At 67.5% G+C, this 20,740-nt stretch carries 14 protein-coding genes; 9 read left to right on the top strand and 5 right to left on the bottom strand.

Going from position 1 to position 20,740, the window contains the following annotated elements:
• The first annotated feature begins 101 nt into the window (after positions 1-101).
• From QO015_RS20980 to QO015_RS20945, 8 genes are all read left to right on the top strand, one after another.
• The gene (locus tag QO015_RS20980; RefSeq protein ID WP_266284119.1) at positions 102-6,908 is read left to right on the top strand and encodes an apolipoprotein A-IV repeat region-like domain-containing protein; all 6,807 of its coding nucleotides are present in this window, start codon (positions 102-104) and stop codon (positions 6,906-6,908) included.
• A gap of 164 nt (positions 6,909-7,072) precedes the next feature.
• On the top strand, positions 7,073-8,314 hold the full coding sequence (locus QO015_RS20975) for an MFS transporter (RefSeq protein ID WP_266284118.1): 1,242 nt from the start codon (positions 7,073-7,075) through the stop codon (positions 8,312-8,314).
• Positions 8,315-8,413: 99 nt separating this feature from the next.
• Positions 8,414-8,566, top strand: a complete 153-nt coding sequence (locus QO015_RS20970) for a DUF3309 family protein (protein WP_266284117.1) — start codon at positions 8,414-8,416, stop codon at positions 8,564-8,566.
• Positions 8,567-8,624: 58 nt separating this feature from the next.
• Positions 8,625-10,091 carry a sensor histidine kinase gene (locus tag QO015_RS20965; protein WP_266284116.1) on the top strand — a complete coding sequence of 489 codons (1,467 nt, stop codon included), beginning with the start codon at positions 8,625-8,627 and terminating at the stop codon, positions 10,089-10,091.
• Between the two features lie 70 nt (positions 10,092-10,161).
• Entirely contained in the window at positions 10,162-10,608 is a 447-nt protein-coding gene (locus QO015_RS20960; RefSeq protein WP_266284115.1) for a response regulator, read from the top strand.
• Entirely contained in the window at positions 10,608-11,690 is a 1,083-nt protein-coding gene (locus tag QO015_RS20955; protein ID WP_307291077.1) for a sensor histidine kinase, read from the top strand. The genes QO015_RS20960 and QO015_RS20955 overlap by 1 nt, the downstream gene beginning before the upstream one ends.
• A 71-nt stretch (positions 11,691-11,761) precedes the next feature.
• Positions 11,762-12,847: a zinc-binding metallopeptidase family protein gene (locus QO015_RS20950; protein WP_266284113.1), complete on the top strand. Its 1,086-nt coding sequence runs from the start codon at positions 11,762-11,764 to the stop codon at positions 12,845-12,847.
• Between the two features lie 83 nt (positions 12,848-12,930).
• The gene (locus QO015_RS20945; RefSeq protein ID WP_266284112.1) at positions 12,931-13,092 is read left to right on the top strand and encodes a DUF1127 domain-containing protein; all 162 of its coding nucleotides are present in this window, start codon (positions 12,931-12,933) and stop codon (positions 13,090-13,092) included.
• Between the two features lie 72 nt (positions 13,093-13,164).
• Here the strand turns inward: QO015_RS20945 and QO015_RS20940 are convergent, their stop codons facing one another.
• On the bottom strand, positions 13,165-14,061 hold the full coding sequence (locus tag QO015_RS20940) for a trypsin-like serine peptidase (protein ID WP_266284111.1): 897 nt from the start codon (positions 14,059-14,061) through the stop codon (positions 13,165-13,167).
• Positions 14,062-14,254: 193 nt separating this feature from the next.
• Here QO015_RS20940 and QO015_RS20935 point away from each other — a divergent pair, with 193 nt between their 5' ends.
• A complete protein-coding gene (locus tag QO015_RS20935) occupies positions 14,255-14,815 on the top strand; it encodes a sterol desaturase family protein (RefSeq protein ID WP_266284110.1) in 561 nt (186 codons plus the stop codon).
• A 343-nt stretch (positions 14,816-15,158) separates the two neighbouring features.
• On the opposite strand, the gene QO015_RS20930 is transcribed toward QO015_RS20935, so the two are convergent.
• From QO015_RS20930 to QO015_RS20915, 4 genes are all read right to left on the bottom strand, one after another.
• The gene (locus QO015_RS20930; RefSeq protein ID WP_266284109.1) at positions 15,159-16,178 is read right to left on the bottom strand and encodes an ABC transporter permease; all 1,020 of its coding nucleotides are present in this window, start codon (positions 16,176-16,178) and stop codon (positions 15,159-15,161) included.
• Positions 16,179-16,226: 48 nt separating this feature from the next.
• On the bottom strand, positions 16,227-17,771 hold the full coding sequence (locus QO015_RS20925; protein ID WP_266284108.1) for a sugar ABC transporter ATP-binding protein: 1,545 nt from the start codon (positions 17,769-17,771) through the stop codon (positions 16,227-16,229).
• A 111-nt stretch (positions 17,772-17,882) separates the two neighbouring features.
• Positions 17,883-18,839 carry a substrate-binding domain-containing protein gene (locus QO015_RS20920; RefSeq protein ID WP_266284106.1) on the bottom strand — a complete coding sequence of 319 codons (957 nt, stop codon included), beginning with the start codon at positions 18,837-18,839 and terminating at the stop codon, positions 17,883-17,885.
• Between the two features lie 137 nt (positions 18,840-18,976).
• Positions 18,977-19,984 (bottom strand): hypothetical protein, encoded by a 1,008-nt coding sequence (locus QO015_RS20915; protein WP_266284105.1) that lies wholly within the window; start codon positions 19,982-19,984, stop codon positions 18,977-18,979.
• Between the last annotated feature and the right edge of the window lie 756 nt (positions 19,985-20,740).

The following is a 20,740-nucleotide window of genomic DNA, read 5'->3' as shown; positions in this document are numbered from 1 at the left end:
TCGGTCTCATGCTTCGACGCCCCGGCATCCTCGTGCTTTCGGCGAATCGACCTCGCCGAAGCGGCCGGTGCAGTATCGAGTACGGACGCGAGGCTTAAAGAATGGTGAATACTCCGAAGTCCAAGGACCCGGCGGACGCAGTTCTCTCCGCCGTGGAGGAGGCTCTCCGGATCGATCCCGCCGCTTCGACAGCCGAGCAAAACCGCGAGGGGCCGCAGAGCGGTCCGCGCGATCGCCGGCTCGAAATGCCCCGCATCAACGAACCGATGCGCGCGACGGCGCAGGCGCCCAATCAGCCGCCGCGACGCGCCGATTCCCCGGCAGCGCGCAAGGCGGATGCGCCCCAGGCCGCCCCCCGCGCAGCGAAGGCGGAGAGCCCCGCCGGACAGCCCGCGGCGGACGAGCCCGCGCCGCGCCAGCGCCGCTTCGAGCGCAAGGGCCGCCTTCCCGCGAATGACGACCGCCGCGTCGTCGGCGCCAGCCTTCCCTCCCGCCGCCCCTCGCGCCTCGTCTATCCGATCGCCGGCGCCGTCTCGATCCTCTGGATCGCCGGCATGTTCGCCATTCTCTCGGCGGCCGGGTTCGACCTTTCGGCCGGCAGCATCAGCGCCGCCCAGATCGCCAATGTCGTCCTCGCCTTCGTGCTGCCGCTCGGCATCGTCTGGGGCATCGCGATCATGATCGCCCGCGGCCAGGAAATGCGGCTCGCGGCGCGCTCCATCTCGGACGTCGCCGCCCGGCTCGCCGAGCCGGAAAACGCCGCGACGGATTCCGTCGTGACGGTCAGCCAGGCGATCCGCCGCGAAGTCGCCGCCATGGGCGACGGCATCGAGCGGGCGCTCGCCCGCGCCAGCGAACTGGAGCTGCTGGTGCACAGCGAGGTCGCGGCGCTCGAGCGGTCCTACTCGGACAACGAGCTGCGCATGCGCGGCCTTATCGACGACCTCGCCAACCAGCGCGAGGCGATCGCCGTCAATTCCGAGCGCGTGCGCGCCTCGATCGTGGCGGCGCAGGAGACCCTTGCCAAGGATCTGCGCGATGTCGGCGACCAGCTCGCCGGCACGATGCTCGAGTCGGGCGCCCGGGTCACCGGCGCGATCGCCGAGAGCGGCGAGCAGCTCACCATTTCGCTCGGCTCTGCCGGCGACGACATGATCGGCAAGCTGTCGAAGCGGGGCGACGATCTCGTCCAGCGCCTCAACGGCGCCGTCGGAGAAGTGACCGAGACGCTGGCGCGCACCGGTTCGGACGTCACCGAGGCCCTTTTGGCCCGGTCGGGCGAGATCAACCAGACGCTCGAGACCACCGGCCGCACCATGGCCGACACGGTCGCCGAGCGTGGCCGCGAGGTGAACGACACCCTCGCGCGCATCACCGAGGAACTGGCCGCCGGCCTCGACCGCCGCACCATCGACATCACCCGCTCGATCGCGCTCACCGGCAATCAGGTCGCCGAGACCATCGCCCACCATACCCGCGAAGTGAACGCGGCTCTGAAGTCGAACGCCGAAAGCCTCATCGTCGATCTGACACTGCGCGGCCAGGAGATCACCGACAAGCTGGACGAAACGGGTTCGCGCATCGGCGAGACGATCACGACGCGTGGCGACGACGTCAACAGCCGCATCGCATCGACCGGCGACCGTCTCAACGACCTGATCGCCATTGACGGCACTGCCCTTGCCGAGCGCCTCGCGGACGCCGGCGACACCATGTCGAACCTCATCGAGGCTCGCACCACCGCCCTGCGCGAGACGATCGACGCCGCATCGACGGCGGTGAACGAGACCTTCGACGCCCGCTCGCAGGAGCTGACCGAGCGCCTCGCCCATGTCGGAAGCGAGGTCGCCAAGGCAATCTCCGCCCGTGGCCTCAAGATCAACGAGTCGATCGTCGCCTCGGGGACCGAAATCGCCGACACCATGGCCTCGCGCGCCGAGATGCTGCACGATCGCTTCGTGACGGTGAGCCGCGAGGCGACCGAGACGATGGAGAGTCGCGGCACCGCCGTCTACGACCTCATCATCTCCACCAGCCAGCAGCTGTCCGAGGCCATCGAGAGCCGCGGCACCGCCATTCACGAGCGGATGATCGCCTCCGGCAACGAACTGGCCGGCACGATCGAGAGCCGCGGCGCCGAGCTGCATGATCGCATCGTGGCTTCGGGCTCGCGCCTCGCAGACGAGATCGCCACGCGTGCCGACGAGGCTCACGCCCGTATCGTCGCCTCGGGGTCCAGCCTCGCTGACGAAATCGCCACGCGCGCAGACGAGGCCCACGCCCGTATCGTGTCCTCGGGGTCCAGCCTGGCGGACGAGATCGCCGGCCGCGCCGACGAGGCGCATGGCCGCATCGTGGCGACGGGCGTCGGCATTGCCGAGGAGATCGCGAGCCGCGCCGAGGCCATTCACGAGCGAATCGTGGCTTCGGGCAGCGGCCTCGCCAGCGAAATCGAAAGCCGTGCCGAGGCCGCGCATGGCCGTATCGTGACGTCCGGCACCAATCTCGTGAACGAGATCGAGAGCCGCGCCGGCGCCGCGCATGAGCGCATCGTCGCCTCCGGTTCGGGCCTCGTGAACGAGATCACCAGCCAGGCCAGCGCCGTGCACGAGCATATCGTCGCCTCGGGCTCCAGCCTCGCCAGCGAGATCGAGAGCCGCGCCAACGCCGTGCACCAGCGGATCCTCGCATCGGGCGAGACGCTGATCGGCGACATCGCCGGCCAGATCGGCACCGTCCACGCCCAGGTCGTGACCTCGGGCTATAACGTGGCCAACGAGATCGAGAACCGCGCCAACACGGTGCACGAGCGCATCGTCGCCTCGGGCTCGGCCTTCGTGTCGGAGATCACCGGCCAGGTCGAGGCCGTGCACGAGCGGATCGTCGCGACCGGCGGCGATATCGTCGGCACAATCGAGAGCCGCGCCACGGCCCTGCATGGCCAGATCCTCGCGTCGGGCGAACAGCTCGTCGCCGACATCGCCGACCAGATCGGCGCCGTCCATGAGCAGATCGTGAACGCCGGCGGCGGTCTCGCCGAGGATATCGCGAGCCGCGGCGGCGCCGTCCACGCGGAGATTGTCGCCTCGGGCGAACGGCTGGCCTCCGAAATCCGCACCAGCGCGGCCTCGGTTCACGAGGAGATCGTCTCGTCGGGCTATCGCCTCGCCGAGGAAATCGAGCAGCGCGGCAACGCAGTCCACGGGCGCATCGTCGGCTCGGGCGCTGCGCTCGCCGACGAGATCGAGAGCCGCGCCAACGCGGTGCACGAGCGGCTTGTCGCTTCGGGTTCCGGCCTGATCGGAGAGATCACCGGCCGCGCGAGCTCCGTGCATGAGGAAATCAGCCGCACCGGTCTCGAACTCGCCCGCGCCATCGAGGAGCGTGGCACCTCGGTTCACGAGCAGATCGTCGCCTCCGGCACGACGCTCTCCGAGGAGATCGCCGCCCGCGCCAGCGCGGCCCATGACGAGGTCAGCCGGACCGGCGACGCGCTCGCCCGCGCCATCGAAGAGCGCGGCACAGCCCTGCACCAGCAGATCCTCGCCTCCGGCAGCACGCTGTCGGGCGAGATCACGGCGCGCGCCAATGCCGCGCATGCCCAGATCGTCGCCGCCGGCACCTCGATCGTCGAGGAAATCGACAGCCGCACCGACGCCGCGCAGCAGCGGCTCATCGCCACCGGCAGCGCGACCGCGGAGGAGATCGACGTTCGCGCCGGTGCGATTCACGACCGGATCGTTGCCGCCGGCACGTCGCTCATCGACGAGATCGCCGGCCAGGCGAGCGCCACCCATGCCCGCATCGTCACGTCGGGCGTGGAACTGGCCGAGGACATTCAGGGCCGCGCCGATGCCGCCCATCAGCGGATCGTCGAGACCTCGAGCCGCTTCGGCGAGCTGATCGACGACCGCGGCCAGGCGCTTGCGACCGGCCTCGACGAGCGCTTCGCGGCGCTGCGCGACATCATCGAGGTGCGCGGGCCCGAACTGGTCACCCGCTTCGCCGATCGTGCCAACCTGCTCGACGGGGCCCTCGCGGAACGCGTCGGCCGCTTCGGCGAGACGATCGAGCAGTCGCTCACCGCCGCCGCGGGCATGATCGACGATCAGGCCCGCCGGCTCGGCGAGACGATCGACGGTCGCACCGGCGAGATCAACCGCGTCCTGACGGACCGCAGCCGCGAGATCGCCGAGACGATCGCCGCAGGCCAGAGCGAGCTCAACGCCGTCGTCGACGAGCGGCTGGCCGACCTCTCCGGCCGGCTGGCCGATCGCACCGACGCGCTGGCCGCGATGCTGGCGGAGCGCACCGACGCCATCAACGAGACGCTCGGCCGCCACGCTATGGCGGCGACCGAGACGCTGGACGCCCGCGCCGCGGCCATGGAGAACGCGCTCGCCGCCCGGCTCAGCGACATTTCCGCGACGCTCGGCCGCGAGTCGGCCCGGGCCGCGCAGGAAATCACCGGTTCGCTGGAAGACGCCACCAGCCGCCTCGCCGATCTCTCCACGAGCTCGGGTGATGCGATCCGCGCCGCCGCCGAGGAAGCCGCGGAACGCGTCGTGAGCGCCGCCGATGGCGCCAGCTCGGTTCTCGGCCGTTCCGCCGAGGAAGCGGCGCAGCTCGTCGCCCGCTACGGCGATCTCGCCGCCGAAACGCTGGGCCGCTCGGCTGGCGAGGCGTCGACCGCGGTCGGTCGCAGCGCCGAAGATGCAGCCGGCACGCTGGCGCGGTCCGCCGCGGAGGCGACCGAGCTGCTCGGCCGCTCGGCCGACGGCGCTGCCGACCGCCTGCTGCGCAGCGTCGGCGATGCCTCTCAGACGCTGAACGAAACCGCCGCTTCGTCGGCCAACCTGATCTCCGAGACGGCGGCGGAGGCGAGCCACCGCTTCGCCCGCGCCTCGGCGGAGAGCCGCGAGCGCTTCGCGGCGCTTTCCGGCGAGGTCGTCGGCCAGCTCGGTCGCATCTCGGCCGAGGTCGACGAGACGCTGGGCTCGCGCGCCATCGCCGCCGCCTCGGCCATCGAGGAGCGGACGCGCGCGCTGAACGAGGTGCTCGGCAACCGCAGCGCCGAACTCGCCAGCCTGCTCGACGGCGAAGGCAGCCGCCTCGTCGCGACCATGGACCAGCATGGCACCGATCTGACGCAGCGTGTGGTGTCGGTCGGCGACGCCGTGGTCGACCTGCTGGCCTCGAAGGGCAACGAAGTGGTGCAGATGGTGCTGGCCAGCACCGAGCGTGCCACCCGCTCGCTCACGGAGAGCGGCGAAGCCGTCTCCCGCAGCTTCGGCGCCGCCAATGAGCGTCTGTCGGGCGATGTCGCGGGCGTCGTGGAGCGCCTGGGCCAGTCCAACACGCTGCTGGACACTCTGCTCACCCGCACGGTCGACAATCTCGATCGCATCGAGACCGGCCTCGCGGAGCGCAGCAGCGCCTTCGCCCAGTCGATCGACCGCGCCATTACCGGCACGGAAAACTCGACCGGCGTGCTCGCCGGCCAGGTCGAGACGCTGCGCGACGTGTCGCGCGACGTCATGGAGAATGTCGGCAGCGTCGCCAGTCGCTTCGAGGAGCAGGGCCGCGCCCTGCGCGAGGCGGCGCGTGCGCTGATCGAGGCCAACGCCCAGATCGAGGGCTCGGTCGATCATCGTCGCGCGGCGATCGAGGAACTCGCCCGCTCGCTCGCCGACCGCGCGGCCGATCTCGAAACGCGCATGAAGAGCTTCTCGGACAGCGTGGCGGCCACCGTGCGCGATGCCGAGACTCGCGCCGCCGAAGTCGCCCGCCTGCTCGCGCAGTCGAGCACCGAGGCCGCGACGGGCGTCGTAGCCAATCTCGAGACGCTGCAGCAGACGGCGACGACCGTCGGCCGCAAGGCCATCGAGGAGGTGCGGCAGATCAATCGCACGCTCGCCGACGAGATGAACGCCGCGGTCAGTCAGGCGACAGGCCAGTTCACCTCGGCGACCGAGGGCATGCGCGAGGTGGCGCGGTCGATCCACGACGATCTCGAGGCGACCCGCGCCGAGGTCAAGCGTGGCGTCCTCGAGCTGCCGGAAGAGACGCGGGCCAGCGCCGATGCGATGCGCCGCGTCGTCTCCGACCAGCTCCAGGCGCTCGGCGAGCTCTCGGCGATCATCGGCAAGCATGGCCGCGCGCTCGACGTTTCTGTCGCCGCCAGCCAGGGGGCGACTCGCGCCCGCTTCGCCGAGACGGCTCAGCGTCCGCAGCCGGCCGTTACGGCTCCGGCTTCGGCGGTCCGTCCGGCCGTCGGTCCGGCGTCGCCGGCCCCCGCGCCGCGTCCCGCCGAGCCCGTCCGCGCACCGGCAGCTGCTCCTGCCGCCGAGGCCCCTGCCTCCGCTCCCGCGCGTCCGGCCGAGCCCGCACAGCGGACGGCCGCCGCAGCGCCGGCCCCGCGTCCCGCGGCGCCTGCCGCGCCCGCTCCGGCACAGAAGGCGAGCGCCGAGACGGCCGAGCCGCGCGGCTGGGTCAGCGACCTGCTCCGCCGTGCCTCGCGCGAGGAGGAGAAGCCGGCCGAGGAAGCCCGCCCGGCCGCCCGCGCCAACGGCTCGCAGGAATCGCTCGGCAATCTCTCGAGCGAGATCGCCCGCGCGATTGATCCGAAGGCGGCGAGCGAGCTCTGGGAGCGCCACAATCGCGGTGAGAAGAACGTCTTCACGCGCCGCCTCTACACGCTGCAGGGTCAGCAGACCTTCGACGAGATCCGTCGACGCTATCAGCAGGAGAAGGAGTTCCGCACCGCGGTAGACCGCTATGTGGGCGACTTCGAGCGGCTGCTCGGCGAGGTCAGCCGTCAGGACGCCGCGACGGCGGCCAACTATCTCGTGTCCGACACCGGCAAGGTCTACACGATGCTCGCGCATGCGAGCGGCCGCTTCGACTGAGGCCGTTGACGCGAGAAGGCATCGAGGGGCGCTCCGGCGCCCCTTTTGCTTTTGGGATCACGCAAAGCACAGGGGCCCTGACGATTTGAGGTTCAGCGGGGCGCCGAAATCGACTAGAACCGCCTCGCTCACGGCGTGCCCCCGCCCCCGGATTCCCGATCGTCATGTCGCCTCAAGAACCAACCGCGCCCCGCTCCCACTGGGGCGCCTTCCGCCATCGCGGCTTCGCCTATTACTGGACGGCGCGCCTCTTCGCGAATTTCTCGGTGAATGTCGTCAGCGTCGCGATCGGCTGGCAGGTCTACGACATGACCAAGGATCCGCTCGATCTCGGCATCATCGGCCTCGTGCAGTTCCTCCCGGCGCTGGCGCTGGTGCTGGTGACCGGATCGGTCGCGGACCGCTTCGACCGCCGCATCGTCATGGCGCTCTGCATGGTCGGCGAGGCGCTGGCGATGGCCGCCCTCCTCGCCTTCACGCTCAGCGGCAGCACGAATGTCATGATCGTCTTCGCGATCCTGCTCGGCTTCGGCGTCGTGCGCGCCTTCCTGGGACCGGCAGCGGGCGCGCTGGCGCCCAATCTCGTGCCGCCTGAAGAGCTGAGCGGCGCCATCGCCTGGAACTCGAGCTCCTGGCAGGTCGCGACCATCACCGGCCCTGTCGCGGGCGGCCTGCTCTACGGCCTCGCACCGACCGCGCCATACCTCGTCGCGGTGACGCTGGTGGCGGTCGGCGTCGTGCTGGTTGCTCTCATCCCGCATACGCCGCAGAAGCGCCTCGACGACAAGGCGAGCTGGGAAACGGTGATCGCCGGCTTCCGCTATGTCTGGCACGAGAAGATCGTGCTCGGCGCGATCTCGCTCGATCTCTTCGCCGTGCTGCTCGGCGGCGCGACGGCGCTCCTGCCGGTCTATGCGCGCGACGTCCTCGACGTCGGCCCATGGGGCCTCGGCCTGCTGCGGGCCGCTCCCGCCGTCGGCGCGATCAGCGTTGCGCTCTGGCTGGCCTTCCATCCCGTTCGCGACCGAGCCGGGCTGCTGCTGTTCCTCTTCGTGACGGTGTTCGGCATCTTCACAATCGTTTTCGGCCTCTCGACGGTGACCTGGCTCTCGGTCGTCGCGCTCGCGATCATGGGCGCCTCGGACATGGTGAGCGTCTATATCCGCGAGACGCTGATCCAGCTCTGGACGCCGGATGCGGTGCGAGGCCGCGTCAACGCGGTCAACATGGTGTTCATCGGCGCCTCCAACGAACTCGGCGAGTTTCGCGCGGGCGTCTCGGCAGCGCTGATCGGAGCGGTCGGCGCGGTCGTCATCGGCGGCGCCGGAACCGTCGGCATCGCGCTGCTCTGGGCGCGCCTCTTCCCGTCGCTGCGCCGCGCCCGTCATCTCGATGGCAGGCCGTGAAACGGCGGCCGGTGGAGCGCGAAATAATTCTGTCGCCTGATGAAACCATCCAGCGGGACGGCGCGTTTAGCCAAGGTCAAGCCGCTGGGTGGAGGCCTCATGTCGACAATCATTCTGATCATTCTGGTGATCCTGCTGATCGCCGCGCTGCCGAGTTGGCCCTACAGCTCGGGCTGGGGCTATTATCCGAGCGGTGGTCTCGGCCTCATCGTCGTCATCCTGATCATTCTCCTGCTCATGGGAAGGATCTGACACGATCGTCCCTGCCGGCCGCCCTCGCGCGGCCGGCGAGGTTCGTGGCCCATCCTTCATGAACAATTCCAGATCCGGCTTCTTCACCAATCTCATCCTGCTCACCGTCGGGTTCGCGATCCTGGCAGTGATGGCGGGCGCGTCCGTATTTCTCGCGCAGCGCGCGGCCGACGACACGCGCTGGGTGACCCACTCGCTCAATGTCGAGAACCAGCTTTCGCTGCTCCAGCTCTCTCTGCGTCGCGCAGAGAGCGGTCAGCGGGGCTTCATGCTCACCGGCGACCCGGCCTATCTCGCCGTGTACCAGCAGAGCTTCGACCTGATCACGCCACGGATGGACGAGCTGTCGCGCCTCGTCGCCGACAACCCCGAGCAGGCGACCCGCGCCACCCGCCTCACCCAGATCGTCGCTACCAAGCACGACGAATTGCAGCGCATCACCGAGCTCGCGCAGTCAGGCGACAGCTCGGGCGCGTTGGCGATCGTCCGGGATACGGCGGGCCTCCAGCTCATGGCCGATTTCGTCACGGTCAGCGGCGAGATGCGCCAGATCGAGCAGGATCTCCTCGCCGATCGCTCGGCGCGGAGCCTCAACACCAGCCGCTGGCTCCTCGCGACGACATTGGTCGGCGCCATCGCGCTCGTCGTGCTGGCAGGCATCGCCATCGTCCTGATCCGCAAGAGCAATTCCGGCCTTGTTCGCGCCCGCGAGCAGCTCCAGGAAGCGAATGCCCATCTCGAGGAGAAGGTCACCGAACGGACGGCGGATCTGCAGGACGCCAACGACGAATTACAGCGCTTCGCCTACATCGTCAGCCACGACCTCCGCTCGCCGCTCGTCAACATCATGGGCTTCACGGGCGAGCTCGAGGCGATCCGCAACGACATGGCGGCGAAGGCGAGCAAGGACGATCCCGAGAGCCAGCAGATCATCGGGGATTTCGACGAGGCGGTCGGTTTCATCAAGGCGTCGATCTCGAAGATGGATCGCCTGATCAACGCGATCCTCAACCTCTCGCGCGCCGGCCGACGGGCGTTTTCCCCTCAGGAGATCGATCTCGGCGCCGCGCTGGACACGATCCGAAATGCCGTCATGCACCAGGCCCAGGCCGCCGACGCGACGATCACGATCGGGCCGCTGCCGACGATCGAGAGCGACCGGTTGGCGATCGACCAGATCTTCTCGAACCTCCTCGACAACGCGGTCAAGTATCTGAAGCCGGGGCGCCCCGGCAAGATCGAGGTCACGGGCAGCGAACGTGGCGGTTTCGTCGTCATTCGCGTCGCCGACAATGGCCGCGGCATCGATCCGGCCGACCGCGAGCGCGTGTTCGAACTGTTCCGGCGGGCGGGCGTGCAGGACCGGCCCGGCGAGGGCATCGGGCTCGCCCATGTCCGCGCCCTGGTGCGGCGCATCGGCGGCAAGATCCGGCTCGACAGCGAGCCCGGCGAAGGCAGCACCTTCACGGTGATCCTGCCGCGCCGCTGGCGCGAGGAAACCGCCGAGCAGAAGGCGCAGGCATGATGCGGGCCGGCTTGTGGACGGCGGCATTCCGGTCCAAGGAAAGGATCGGAACGGCAGAAGGATGCGTAGGATGAGTGACACCGCCAATCACGTGACGATCGTCATGGTCGAGGACGATGAGGGCCATGCGCGGCTGATCGAGAAGAACATCCGCCGGGCCGGCGTCAGCAACGAGATCAAGGCCTTCACCAACGGGACCAGCGCGCTCGACTTCCTGCTCGGCGCAGACCGCACGGGCGCCAACCGCAAGGGCGAGGCGCTGCTCATTCTCCTCGACCTCAACCTGCCCGACATGACCGGCATCGATATCCTGAAGGCCGTGAAGAGCAGCCCGCATATCCGCACCTCGCCGATCGTCGTGCTGACCACCACCGATGACCAACGCGAGATCGAACGCTGCTACGAGCTCGGCGCCAGCGTCTATGTCGTGAAGCCGGTCAACTACGAAAACTTCGCCAACGCGATTCGTCAGCTCGGCCTCTTCTTCTCCGTGATCAAAGTTCCAGAGGCCAAGTGATGGATGGTCAGCCGGTCGTCCTTTATATCGACGACGACGCAGGATTGTGCCGGCTGGCGGACAAGGACCTGACGCGCCATGGCTATCGCGTGGAGACGGCCGGCGATGGCGAGGCCGGGCTCGCGCGTTTGCGCGCCGGCGGCATCGACGTGGTTGCGCTCGACCACCATATGCCTGGCCGCACGGGCCTCCAGATCATGGCCGAGATCAACACCCTGCAGGATGCGCCACCGGTCGTCTATGTGACGGGCGAGGCTCAGGGCCGCGTGGCGATCGCGGCGCTGAAGGCCGGGGCTGCCGACTACGTCATCAAGGAAGCGAGCGAGGACTTCTTCCCCCTGCTCCGGGCGGCGATCGCCTCGGCGCTGGCCGCGCGTGCCCTGAAGCGTGCTCATGATCGCGCCGAGGCCGAGGTGCGCGAGGCCCGCGACCGCTTCCAGGCGCTGGCCGAGGAGCGCGCGCTGATCATCCAGGAAGTCAATCACCGCGTCGGCAACAGCCTGCAACTCGTCGCCTCGCTGCTCAACATGCAGGCGGCGGCCCATCCCGATACGGGCGTCAAGAGCGCGCTCGCCGCGGCGGTCGGCCGCGTGATGGCGGTCTCGCAGGTGCACCGCCGGCTCTATACGTCCGACGACGTGCACAGCGTCGCGCTCGATCTCTATCTCGGCAGTCTCATCGAGGATCTCGCGCGCACCAGCGAGACGGATCATGAGGGTGGCCAGATCATTCACAGGCTCGACTCGGTCGCCATCCGCCCCGATCGCGCCGTTGCGCTCGGCGTGATCATGACCGAGCTGATCCTGAACGCGCTGAAATATGCCTATCCGGACGGAATTGGCGCCGTTCGGGTCTTCCTGGTGGCAGGCGATGGCAGCATCGCCTTGACCGTCGAAGACGACGGCATCGGAACCGGGACCGACAACCGACCCGTCGGAACCGGTCTCGGCCGCCGCATCATCCAGGCGCTGGCCGGCAAGCTCGAGGCGGCGATCGAGCACGACCTCCAGCATTCCGGCACGAGGATCACGATCCGGTTCCCCGAAATCGAGCCGCGCATGGCTCCGGCCGCGATGGGTTGAACCAATCGGCGTCTGATGCGTTGGCGCAGCGGCGTCCCGCGCGGACGCGTCGCCACGACTGGAGCCCAAGAATGCGGTTGTTCGAATGCCGGGCCTGCGCCCATCCGCTCTCTTTCGACGAGATGTCGTGCGAGGGATGCCAGAGGCCGCTCGGCTTCATTCCGTCGGAAGGGCAGCTGCGCTCGCTCGACCCGGCGGGAACGGGCCAGTATGGCGAGGACCTCTTCGTCACCTATGGCGGCGACGGGACGACTTGGCGCGCCTGCGCCAATCGCAGCTATGGCGTCTGCAACTGGCTGATCGCGATGGACAATCCCGAGCAGCTCTGCACCTGCTGCCGGACGAACATGGTCATCCCGGACCTTTCGAGCCAGGTCTACAACCAGCGTTGGCGCGATATCGAGGTTGCGAAGCATCGCCTGTTCTACAGCCTGCTCCGCCTCGGCCTCGCGGTCCCCAACAAGGCCGACGATCCGGTCGGCGGACTGTCCTTCTCCTTCCTTGCAGACGACAACGACATCCGCGTGCTCACCGGGCATGACGAGGGCCTGATCACGCTTAACATCGTCGAGGCTGACGCCGTCGAGCGCGAGAAGATGCGCACCGACATGCACGAACCTTACCGCACGCTGCTCGGCCATTTCCGGCACGAGATCGGCCATTACTACTGGGACCGCCTGGTTCGCGACGCGGGTCGGATCGAGGAAAGCCGTGCCGTCTTCGGCGACGAGTCGATCGACTACAACGAGTCGCTGCAGAACTATTATGCCGGCAACTTCCCGAGCGACTGGCAGGATCGCTATGTCAGCCAGTATGCGACGGCGCATGCCTGGGAGGACTTTGCGGAGACCTTCGCCCACTACATGCACATGCTGGATACGCTGGAGACGGCCTATGCCTTCGGCCTTCGTATCCGGCCGAAGGCGCGTGTCGACGGCATGATCGACGCCAATATCGATTTCGATCCCTATCGCAATGCCGATTTCAGCGACATCGTCGATGCCTGGGGGCCGCTGACACTGGCGATGAACTCGATCAACCGCTCGATGGGCCAGCCCGATCTCTATCCGTTCAAGCTCGGCCCGGGGGTCGTCGACAAGCTCGCCTTCATCGATCGGCTGCTGCGCCCGCGTGACGTGGTGCGCAAGGCGGCGTGAAAGCGGTCACATCGCCCGGATCGGGCATCGTCTAGCAGGAGGGCGCCGGCGACGGGCCGGCGCTCAACTGGAAAGACACCCCGATGATCCCTGATTTCGCCCGAACCTCGAACCGCCTCGCCGCCTATCTCCGCGCTCGCAAGGCCCGCTCCACGCTGATGGGCCTCGACGACCGCCTCCTCGCCGATATCGGGATCACCCGTGGTGACATCGCGCGAGCTGTGGCGGGCCATGTGTCGCGCTGAGCGTCGCGCAGACCACTGCCGGAACTGCGTCGATTGTCCGGCGGCGCTTCTCGCCGCAGCGTTGCCGGCGGCTCAGTTCGCGCCGCCGGCCAGGCTGCGTCCCGCGGCGAGCACGGCGGCGTCCGTCCCGAGCGCCGTCGTCACGCTGCCGCCCTTCTCGTTGTAGGGTGCGCCATTGAGCGCGGGATCCCGCCATGGCCCGGTGGTGATCGTGATGCCGCGAAAGGCCAGCTCTCCATTGACGCGGGCAAGGTTCATTCCGCCCGACGAGGCGCCGGTTGCGTCGCAATCGGTGCGGAAGAACGACGTCTTCTCCGTCGAGATCGGCTTGCGTCGAACGGTGCAACCCTGAACAACGGGCATGCCGCGATCCACTTCGCGCGCCATGTCGGCCGGATGGGCGTTGACGACGATCAGCTTCTCGCCGGCCCGCACCGGAATGTCGGCGAGGACAGGGAACGGCACCGCGCCCTCGAGCGGCTCGGCGAGTCGCACCACCGCATAATCGTTGTTGGAGCCTGGCTTCGGCTTCTTCGCGCCGAAACGCGCATTGGCGTCGTCGACCAGAAGGTCGATCATCACCGGCGCGGCAGCCTGGTTCTTGAAGAAGCACTTCCAGCGCCGCTGCCCCGACGGCTCGAAGAAGACATGCGCGGCGGTCAGGATCTGCCGGTTGTTCAGGAACAGCGCCGCGGACCCGACCGAGGGCGAGGGCGAGAGGCAGCCGACATAGCCGGACACCATCCGGATCCGCGCGATATCGGCCGCGTCCAGCCCGAGCGAGGGACCGAGCCGCACCAGCGAATCACGTCCGTCCTCGCCGTCGATGATGTTGACGCGAACGAGATTGGACGCCGCTGGCGGTAGCCCGGGACGCGGCGCGGCGGGCGCCGACGGACCGGCGGATGCGGTGAGACAGCCGGCGAAGATCGCCAGAAAGGCAGCGAAAGAGCGGGTGATGGCGTGCATGCCGGGAGGATGGCACGCCGAACGGCGAAGGTCACGCCTGGAGCCGTTCCAAAGATGAAGGCAATGCTTGTATCTGCGCAATTTTGCGGCAGATTGTGGTGGACCAGCCACTCGGCTCTGCCGACAGGCGCCGCCGCGCTTCAGCGGCGCCGGCCAAGGTCTGCAGCGAGGCTTTCTGACGGCAAAGGGTGTCATGTCGGCCATCACGCGCAGCGCTCTCGGCTATTACGCCGACTTCTATGTCTATCCGGCCGCCTTGTTCGGCCTGCTCGTGGCGAGCTATGCGGCAGGGGAAGCGGTCGATCCGCTGATGTGGCTCGCGGCGATGCTCGCCGGGCTCTTCCTGTGGACGCTGGTGGAGTATCTCATCCACCGCTTCGTCCTGCACAATGTCGTCTATTTCCGCGACCTGCACGACCAGCATCACGCCTCGCCGACCGATCTCATCGGCACGCCGATCTGGATCAGCTTCTCGCTGCTGACGCTGGCGGTCCTCCTCCCGTCCTGCCTCGCCTTCGGCATCGCCAAAGGCTGCGGCTTCACCTTCGGCGTGACGGCGGGATATCTCACCTATTCCTTCGCCCACCATGTGCTGCATCACTGGCGTATGGTGCCCGGTCATCCGCTCTATGGTTGGAAGCGGCAACACGCGCTGCACCATTTCCGGCATGACGAGGGCAACTTCGGCGTAACGACGCTGTTCTGGGACCATGTCTTCGGAACGGCGCTGAAGGGCCCGAAGCCGCGCGATTGACGGCGGGTGTTAGCGCGGGGCGAGCGCCCGAGCGCCGCTCGGCTTCACAAGGCGCGAAGGCCCTCAATTCTGCTGCGACAGGGAGAAGGCGCGCCATCCGCGCAAGTCTGACCGCGCTATATCGCGCTCACCGCCGGCCAAATTGGTCGCCGCCGGGACATCGATCCGAGCGCGCCGAACGCGTCCCGGCCACCGCTTGACCCTAGCGGACCAGCCATCCCCTTCCCTCGTCGAGGGGGCCGGGCGCGGGCCTTACAATCTTCATCGATGAGCGCAGCGCTCCGGCTCCAGCCGAAGCCAGGTGAACGGAAGGCGAGCCGGAACTCGCCTTCCCTGCCCTATCCTACACCCGCTTCCGCCGCGACTTGGCGAAGGTGTCGAATGCGACGGCCAGCACGATGATCACGCCGATGATGATCTGCTGGATGTAGGACGACACGTTCATGATGACGAGGCCGTTGAGAAGCACACCGATCAGGAACGAGCCGACGATTGTGCCGAAGATCGTGCCCACGCCACCGAACAGCGACGTACCGCCGATAACCACCGACGCGATGACGGTGAGTTCGTAGCCAGTGCCGGCCACCGCCTCGGCCGAGTTAAGCCGAGCCGCCAGCACGAAGGAGCCGAGGCCGGCGAAGAAGCCCATGATCACGTAGACGCTGCAGATGATCCAGGTGACGTTGAGGCCCGAGAGGCGCGCCGCCTCGGGATTGCCGCCGACGGCGTAGATCTGCCGTCCATAGCGCGTGTAGCGCAGCACGATATGGGCAATGAGGCCACAGACGAGGAAGATGATGACCGGGACGGGAACCGGTCCGATCTTGCCCTGGCCCCACCAGGTAAAGCCAGGCTCGAAGCCCGAGATGGGGCCGCCGGCCGCGAAAAGCAGCGCCGCCCCTCGAAAGACCGACATGCCGCCGAGTGTCACCACGAAGGGTGGCACCTTGAGACGGGTGATCGAGACGCCCTGGATCAGGCCGCCGACGACGCCGACAAGGATCGCGGCCAACGCGGCCAGTTCCCAGCCATAGCCGACGCCGCCCTCGCCCACCGTGAACCGGTCCTGCATGCCGCCCTTGGCGACGGCCGCCGCCACGAGGCCGGCGAAGGCCAGCAGCGAGCCGACGGAAAGATCGATTCCTGCCGTCAGGATGACGAAAGTCATGCCGATGGCGAGCAGCCCCGTGATCGAGACCTGCCGCATGACGTTGAAAAGATTGATCGACGACAGGAAGCGGGGCTCGAGCAGCGAGAAGATCGCCATGAGCACGAAGAGAAAGATCAGCGGCGCGAAGCGCGCCAGGAATCCGAAGAGATCGACGCCGTTGTCGGACGCCGCGCCAGGTCTCGCCTCAGCCATGAACCGCCTTCCTCCACCCTATTGCCGTCCGGTGCCCTCCCCCGCCTATCAGGCGGCGCGGCTCTGGCTCCCGAGCGTCATCATCGCCATCAGCTTTTCCTGCGTCGCGTCGGAACGCGCCAGTTCGCCCGTCACCTTGCCCTCCCGCATGGTGATGATGCGGTCCGAGACAGCCAGGACTTCCGGCAGTTCGGACGAGATCGCGATCACGGCGATGCCGGACCGCGCCATCTCATAAAGAAGATTGTGCACCTCGACCTTGGCGCCGATATCGATGCCGCGCGTCGGCTCGTCGACGATCAGCACCTTCGGCCGCAGGGCCAGCCAACGCGCCAGAACAACCTTCTGCTGGTTGCCGCCGGAAAGATTGCCGACGGGCTGGTCCGGCCCGGCCATGCGGATATTCAGCAGCTTCCGGTATTCTTCGACCAGCCGCCGCTCCTTGGTCTCGTCCATGAAGAAGCCGAGGCGTTCGATCTGGTCCAGCGAGGCGATCGACATGTTGGTGCGGATCGCCTGCGCCAGGAACAGCGCCTGCAGCTTGCGGTCCTCGGGAACGAGACCGATGCCGCGCGAGATCGCATCGCGCGGCGAGCGGATGGCGACGTTCTCGCCATCGATGATCACGGTACCCGAATCGAACGGATCGGCACCGAAAATGGCCCGCGCCGTTTCCGTCCGGCCGGCACCGACCAGCCCGGCGATGCCGAGGATCTCGCCGCTGCGGACGGAGAGCGACACGTCGCGGATCTCGGTCGCATGCGGATCCTGCGCGGTGCGAAGCCGCGTCAGCCCCTTGACCTCGAGCGCGACCGCGCCGGGCGGCGGCGCCTCGCGATGGGCGAACAGCGTGTTGACCTCGCGGCCGACCATGAGTCGGATGATGCCGTCGATGGTGATGTCGGAAACCGCGCCGGCGCCGGCATTGCGGCCGTCGCGCAGCACCGTGAAACGGTCGCAGACCTCCATCACCTCCTCGAGGCGATGCGTCACGAAGATGATCGAGATGCCGTCTTCGCGCAGGCGACGCACGATACGGAACAGCTTCTCGACTTCGGCGAGCGAGAGCGCCGAGGTCGGCTCGTCCATGATGATGACGCGCGAGTCCATCGACAGCGCCCGCGCGATCTCGACCATCTGCTGCTCGGCGACGGAGAGGTCGCGCACCAGCGTCATGGGATTGCGGTCGAGGCCGATGCGGCGCGTCAGCTTCTCCGTCTCGCTCGCCATGCGCGACCACGACACGAACGGCCAGCGGCCGGGCTCGCGGCCGATGAACACGTTCTCGGCGATGCTCATGTCGGGAGCGAGCGTGAATTCCTGGTAGATCGTGACGATGCCGAGTTGCTGCGCGACATGCGGATTGGCGAGCGTCACGGGTTTGCCGTCGAAGACGATCTCGCCCTGGTCCGGCCCCTGCGCGCCGGCGAGGATCTTCAGAAGCGTCGACTTGCCGGCGCCGTTCTCGCCGAGCAGCGCGTGGATCTCGCGCGGCGCCACTTCGAGCGAGACCCCGTCCAGCGCCTTCACGCCGGGGAAGCTCTTGGTGATGCCGGACATCTTGAGAAGCGGCGCTGTGGCGGTCACGGGCATTCCCAATGGCTTGCGCATGGCGCTGCTCGAACGAGGCGCGGCGGCATGTGTCGGGGAAAAGCGGAACGGTCCGGGCGACGGGCGCCCGGACCTTGCCGACTAGGACAGGACTTACTTCACCTCGCCGAGACGCTCGGCGGTGTCGAGGTTGTCCTTCGTGATCGCGACCGGGGTCAGCAGCGTGACCTGCTGGTCGGGCTTCTTCTTGTCCTTGATGAAGGCGACGAGCGTGTCGACGCCGAGCGCGCTCTGCTTGCCCGGGAACTGCTCGATCGTGGCGGTGAGCCCGCCGTCGCGCACCTGGGCGAGAGCTTCCGGAAGCGCGTCGAAGCCGATGATCGCGATGCCCGAAAGATTGCGGCCCTTCACGGCCTCGAGTGCGCCGAGCGCCATGTCGTCATTGGCGGCGACGATGACCTTCGGCGGCTCGGAAAGGCCCGAGAGCGCGGCTTCGGTCACGGCCAGACCCTTGGCGCGGTCGAAACCGGCGGTCTGCTCGAAGACGATCTTGTACTTGTCGGCGGCCTTGTCGAGGACGTTGTGCAGACCCTTGTTGCGGTCGATCGCCGGCGAGGCGCCCGACTGGCCCTGCAGGTTCACGATCGTCGCGCCATCGGGATAGAGCTTCATGATCAGCTCGCCCTGGGCCTCGCCGCCCTTGACGTTGTCGGCACCGATATGGGCGAGGATGCCTTCGACCTGCGCCACGCGGCGGTCAACGGTGACGACCGGAATGCCGGCCTCGACCGCCTGCTGCAGCGCCGGCGCCATGGCGTCGACCTCGTTCGGGCTGATCACGATGCCCTGGACGCCCTTGGTGATCGCCGCTTCGATATCGGCGGTCTGCTTGGGCGAGGACACCTGGCCGTCGCTCTCGATCACGGCCACGCCCTGCTTCTGGGCCTCGGCCTTGAACGCGTTCATCATGTGCACGAAGAACGGGAAGGTCAGGCCCGGCACGGAAGCGAGGATGGTCACATCCTCCGCCTGCGCCTTCACCGGAGCCGTGGACATCGCCGCGAGCGCAATGGCGCCGGCGGCAAGGATGGACCTTGCAGTCTTGGACATCGATAACCCTCCCTCACGCCCTCGTTCATTGGGGCTGAGGGAGAGCATGCCGCAGGCCCGGATGCGGCGCAATCACGATTTCAATCGGTTTATGGGCAAGACCACGCAAGACAGTGCAAAAAAGGACAAGCCGCCCGTCACCGCTTCCGGAAGCCGACCCAGCCACCCTCGGCGTCGAAGAGCACGTCGAATCCGTTCAGGAAGTGGAACGAGGTGTTGACGAAGGGCTTTTTGCGATCCGAGACGTCGAGATGGACACGCGCCGGCGCCATCGACTGCGAGCGGTCGCCGGTCGTGAAGCTGTAGAGCGGCTCGCTCGCTGAATCGTCGCCGAGCAGGACGGCGATCTCGGTGCCGTCGTCGAGCGGCCCGGGCTGCGCCTCGCCAGGGGGCACGGTGAGGAACATGTCGCCGACGCCGGTATCGACCAGCATGGTGCCACAGGCCGGCGGCGACGCCCCGGCGACGCTGATGCAGGCCGGCACCGCCTTCCAGTCCGGCAGGTCCTGCTGGCGCTCCAGCTTGACGAAACGGAAATCGCCGCGCGCGACCTTCGCGTCGAGCCCCACATCGATGCCCTCCGCGCCGAGAACATAGCCCTTGCCCGCGCTTCCGGCCGAAACACGCAGCAGCGGGTTCTTCTCCGGCGTGCTCTGGCCCTGACGGTCTCCTTCGCGCGCAAAACCGATGCCGATCATCGCGATATCGCGCGGGTCGTCGTTGGGGGTGCAGTCGCGCGATTGTTCGAGGCACTCGACGCTCGTCACGGCGAGAACGGGCATCGGCTCGGTGGTGACGGACGCACCGTCGGCCCCCGAAAGCGTCAGCGGCGTCGTGACCCATGAGCCGATCATGACCCGGCCGGAGCTTGTATAGGTAAGCCGCCCGTCGCCGACCACCGGCAGCTGATCGAAGCCTGGGATGAGCGCCGCCGCCACGACCACGCCGGTCGAGCCGGAGTCGAGTTCGGCGCGCATGACGCGATCGCCGAACGAAAGGCCGATCCGTGGCACCGCGCGGATCTCGCCCTCACCGGCGTTCAGGTAGCGAAGATGAACGCTGCCCGAAGTCGAGCGGTAGTCCGGTTTGTCGGCCGCCGAAGCGGTCGACGCCGCGAGCGCCGAGACGACCATCGCGATTGTCACCGAGCGATGCGCGCCGACTGCCGATGGCCGAGGGGAAGCCACGGTCCTATCTGATCCGAACATCATGAAGTTGTCCTCCCGGGGGTGAGTCCAGCCGAGACTAGCGGCGGCCCGTTAACGCGACACTCCCGCTGCGGCTGCATGGTTGCCGCAGTTCGATAGCCGGCAAGGCAAATGTCGCCCGACCGCAACCGCCGACGGAGGTTGCGAGCGATGCAGAATCCCCTTCGACCGCCGTCATCGCCGAACAACTCCAGTCTTCGGACATTGAGACGGCATGATCTCATCAGGACATGTTCGAGAAAACGCTCATCGCTCAGATGCGAATGTTCGCTTTGAGCAATCGATCCAAGTTAATCCGAACAAATCTTCCCCGTTCCGGCCCACCCTATCACGAGCCAGTGAATAGTATTCATGACATGAATTGTTAGTTATTTTTACAGGAACTTGCCGAACAAGCGAGTTAGCCTATTCGCGATTCCGTAAGGCAACCAATATGGTAGCGTTCTTTACGGATGACCCTTTGGGAGTATTAGCCGATGTCGTCTCGCGTTCCTGGCCTCATGCCGCGCTCTTCGTGCACTCATAGGCAAAGGATATACGCTTACGGCCGGATCAACCGGCCGAACATTCATCGAATCCATTTTTTTACTTCCCCGACCCGTATAAGGTACCGCCCCGGGACGCACACATCCACGGCAAGGAGTTGCTCAGTCGATGAGCATTTCTGTGCGGTGCAACCCTTCTATCGCACCG

Origin of the sequence: Kaistia geumhonensis (assembly GCF_030815145.1) — a bacterium.
GTDB classification, from domain to species: domain Bacteria; phylum Pseudomonadota; class Alphaproteobacteria; order Rhizobiales; family Kaistiaceae; genus Kaistia; species Kaistia geumhonensis.
The sequence above is the reverse complement of the archived record's forward strand: the minus strand, read 5'-3'. Positions and strand labels throughout refer to the sequence as shown.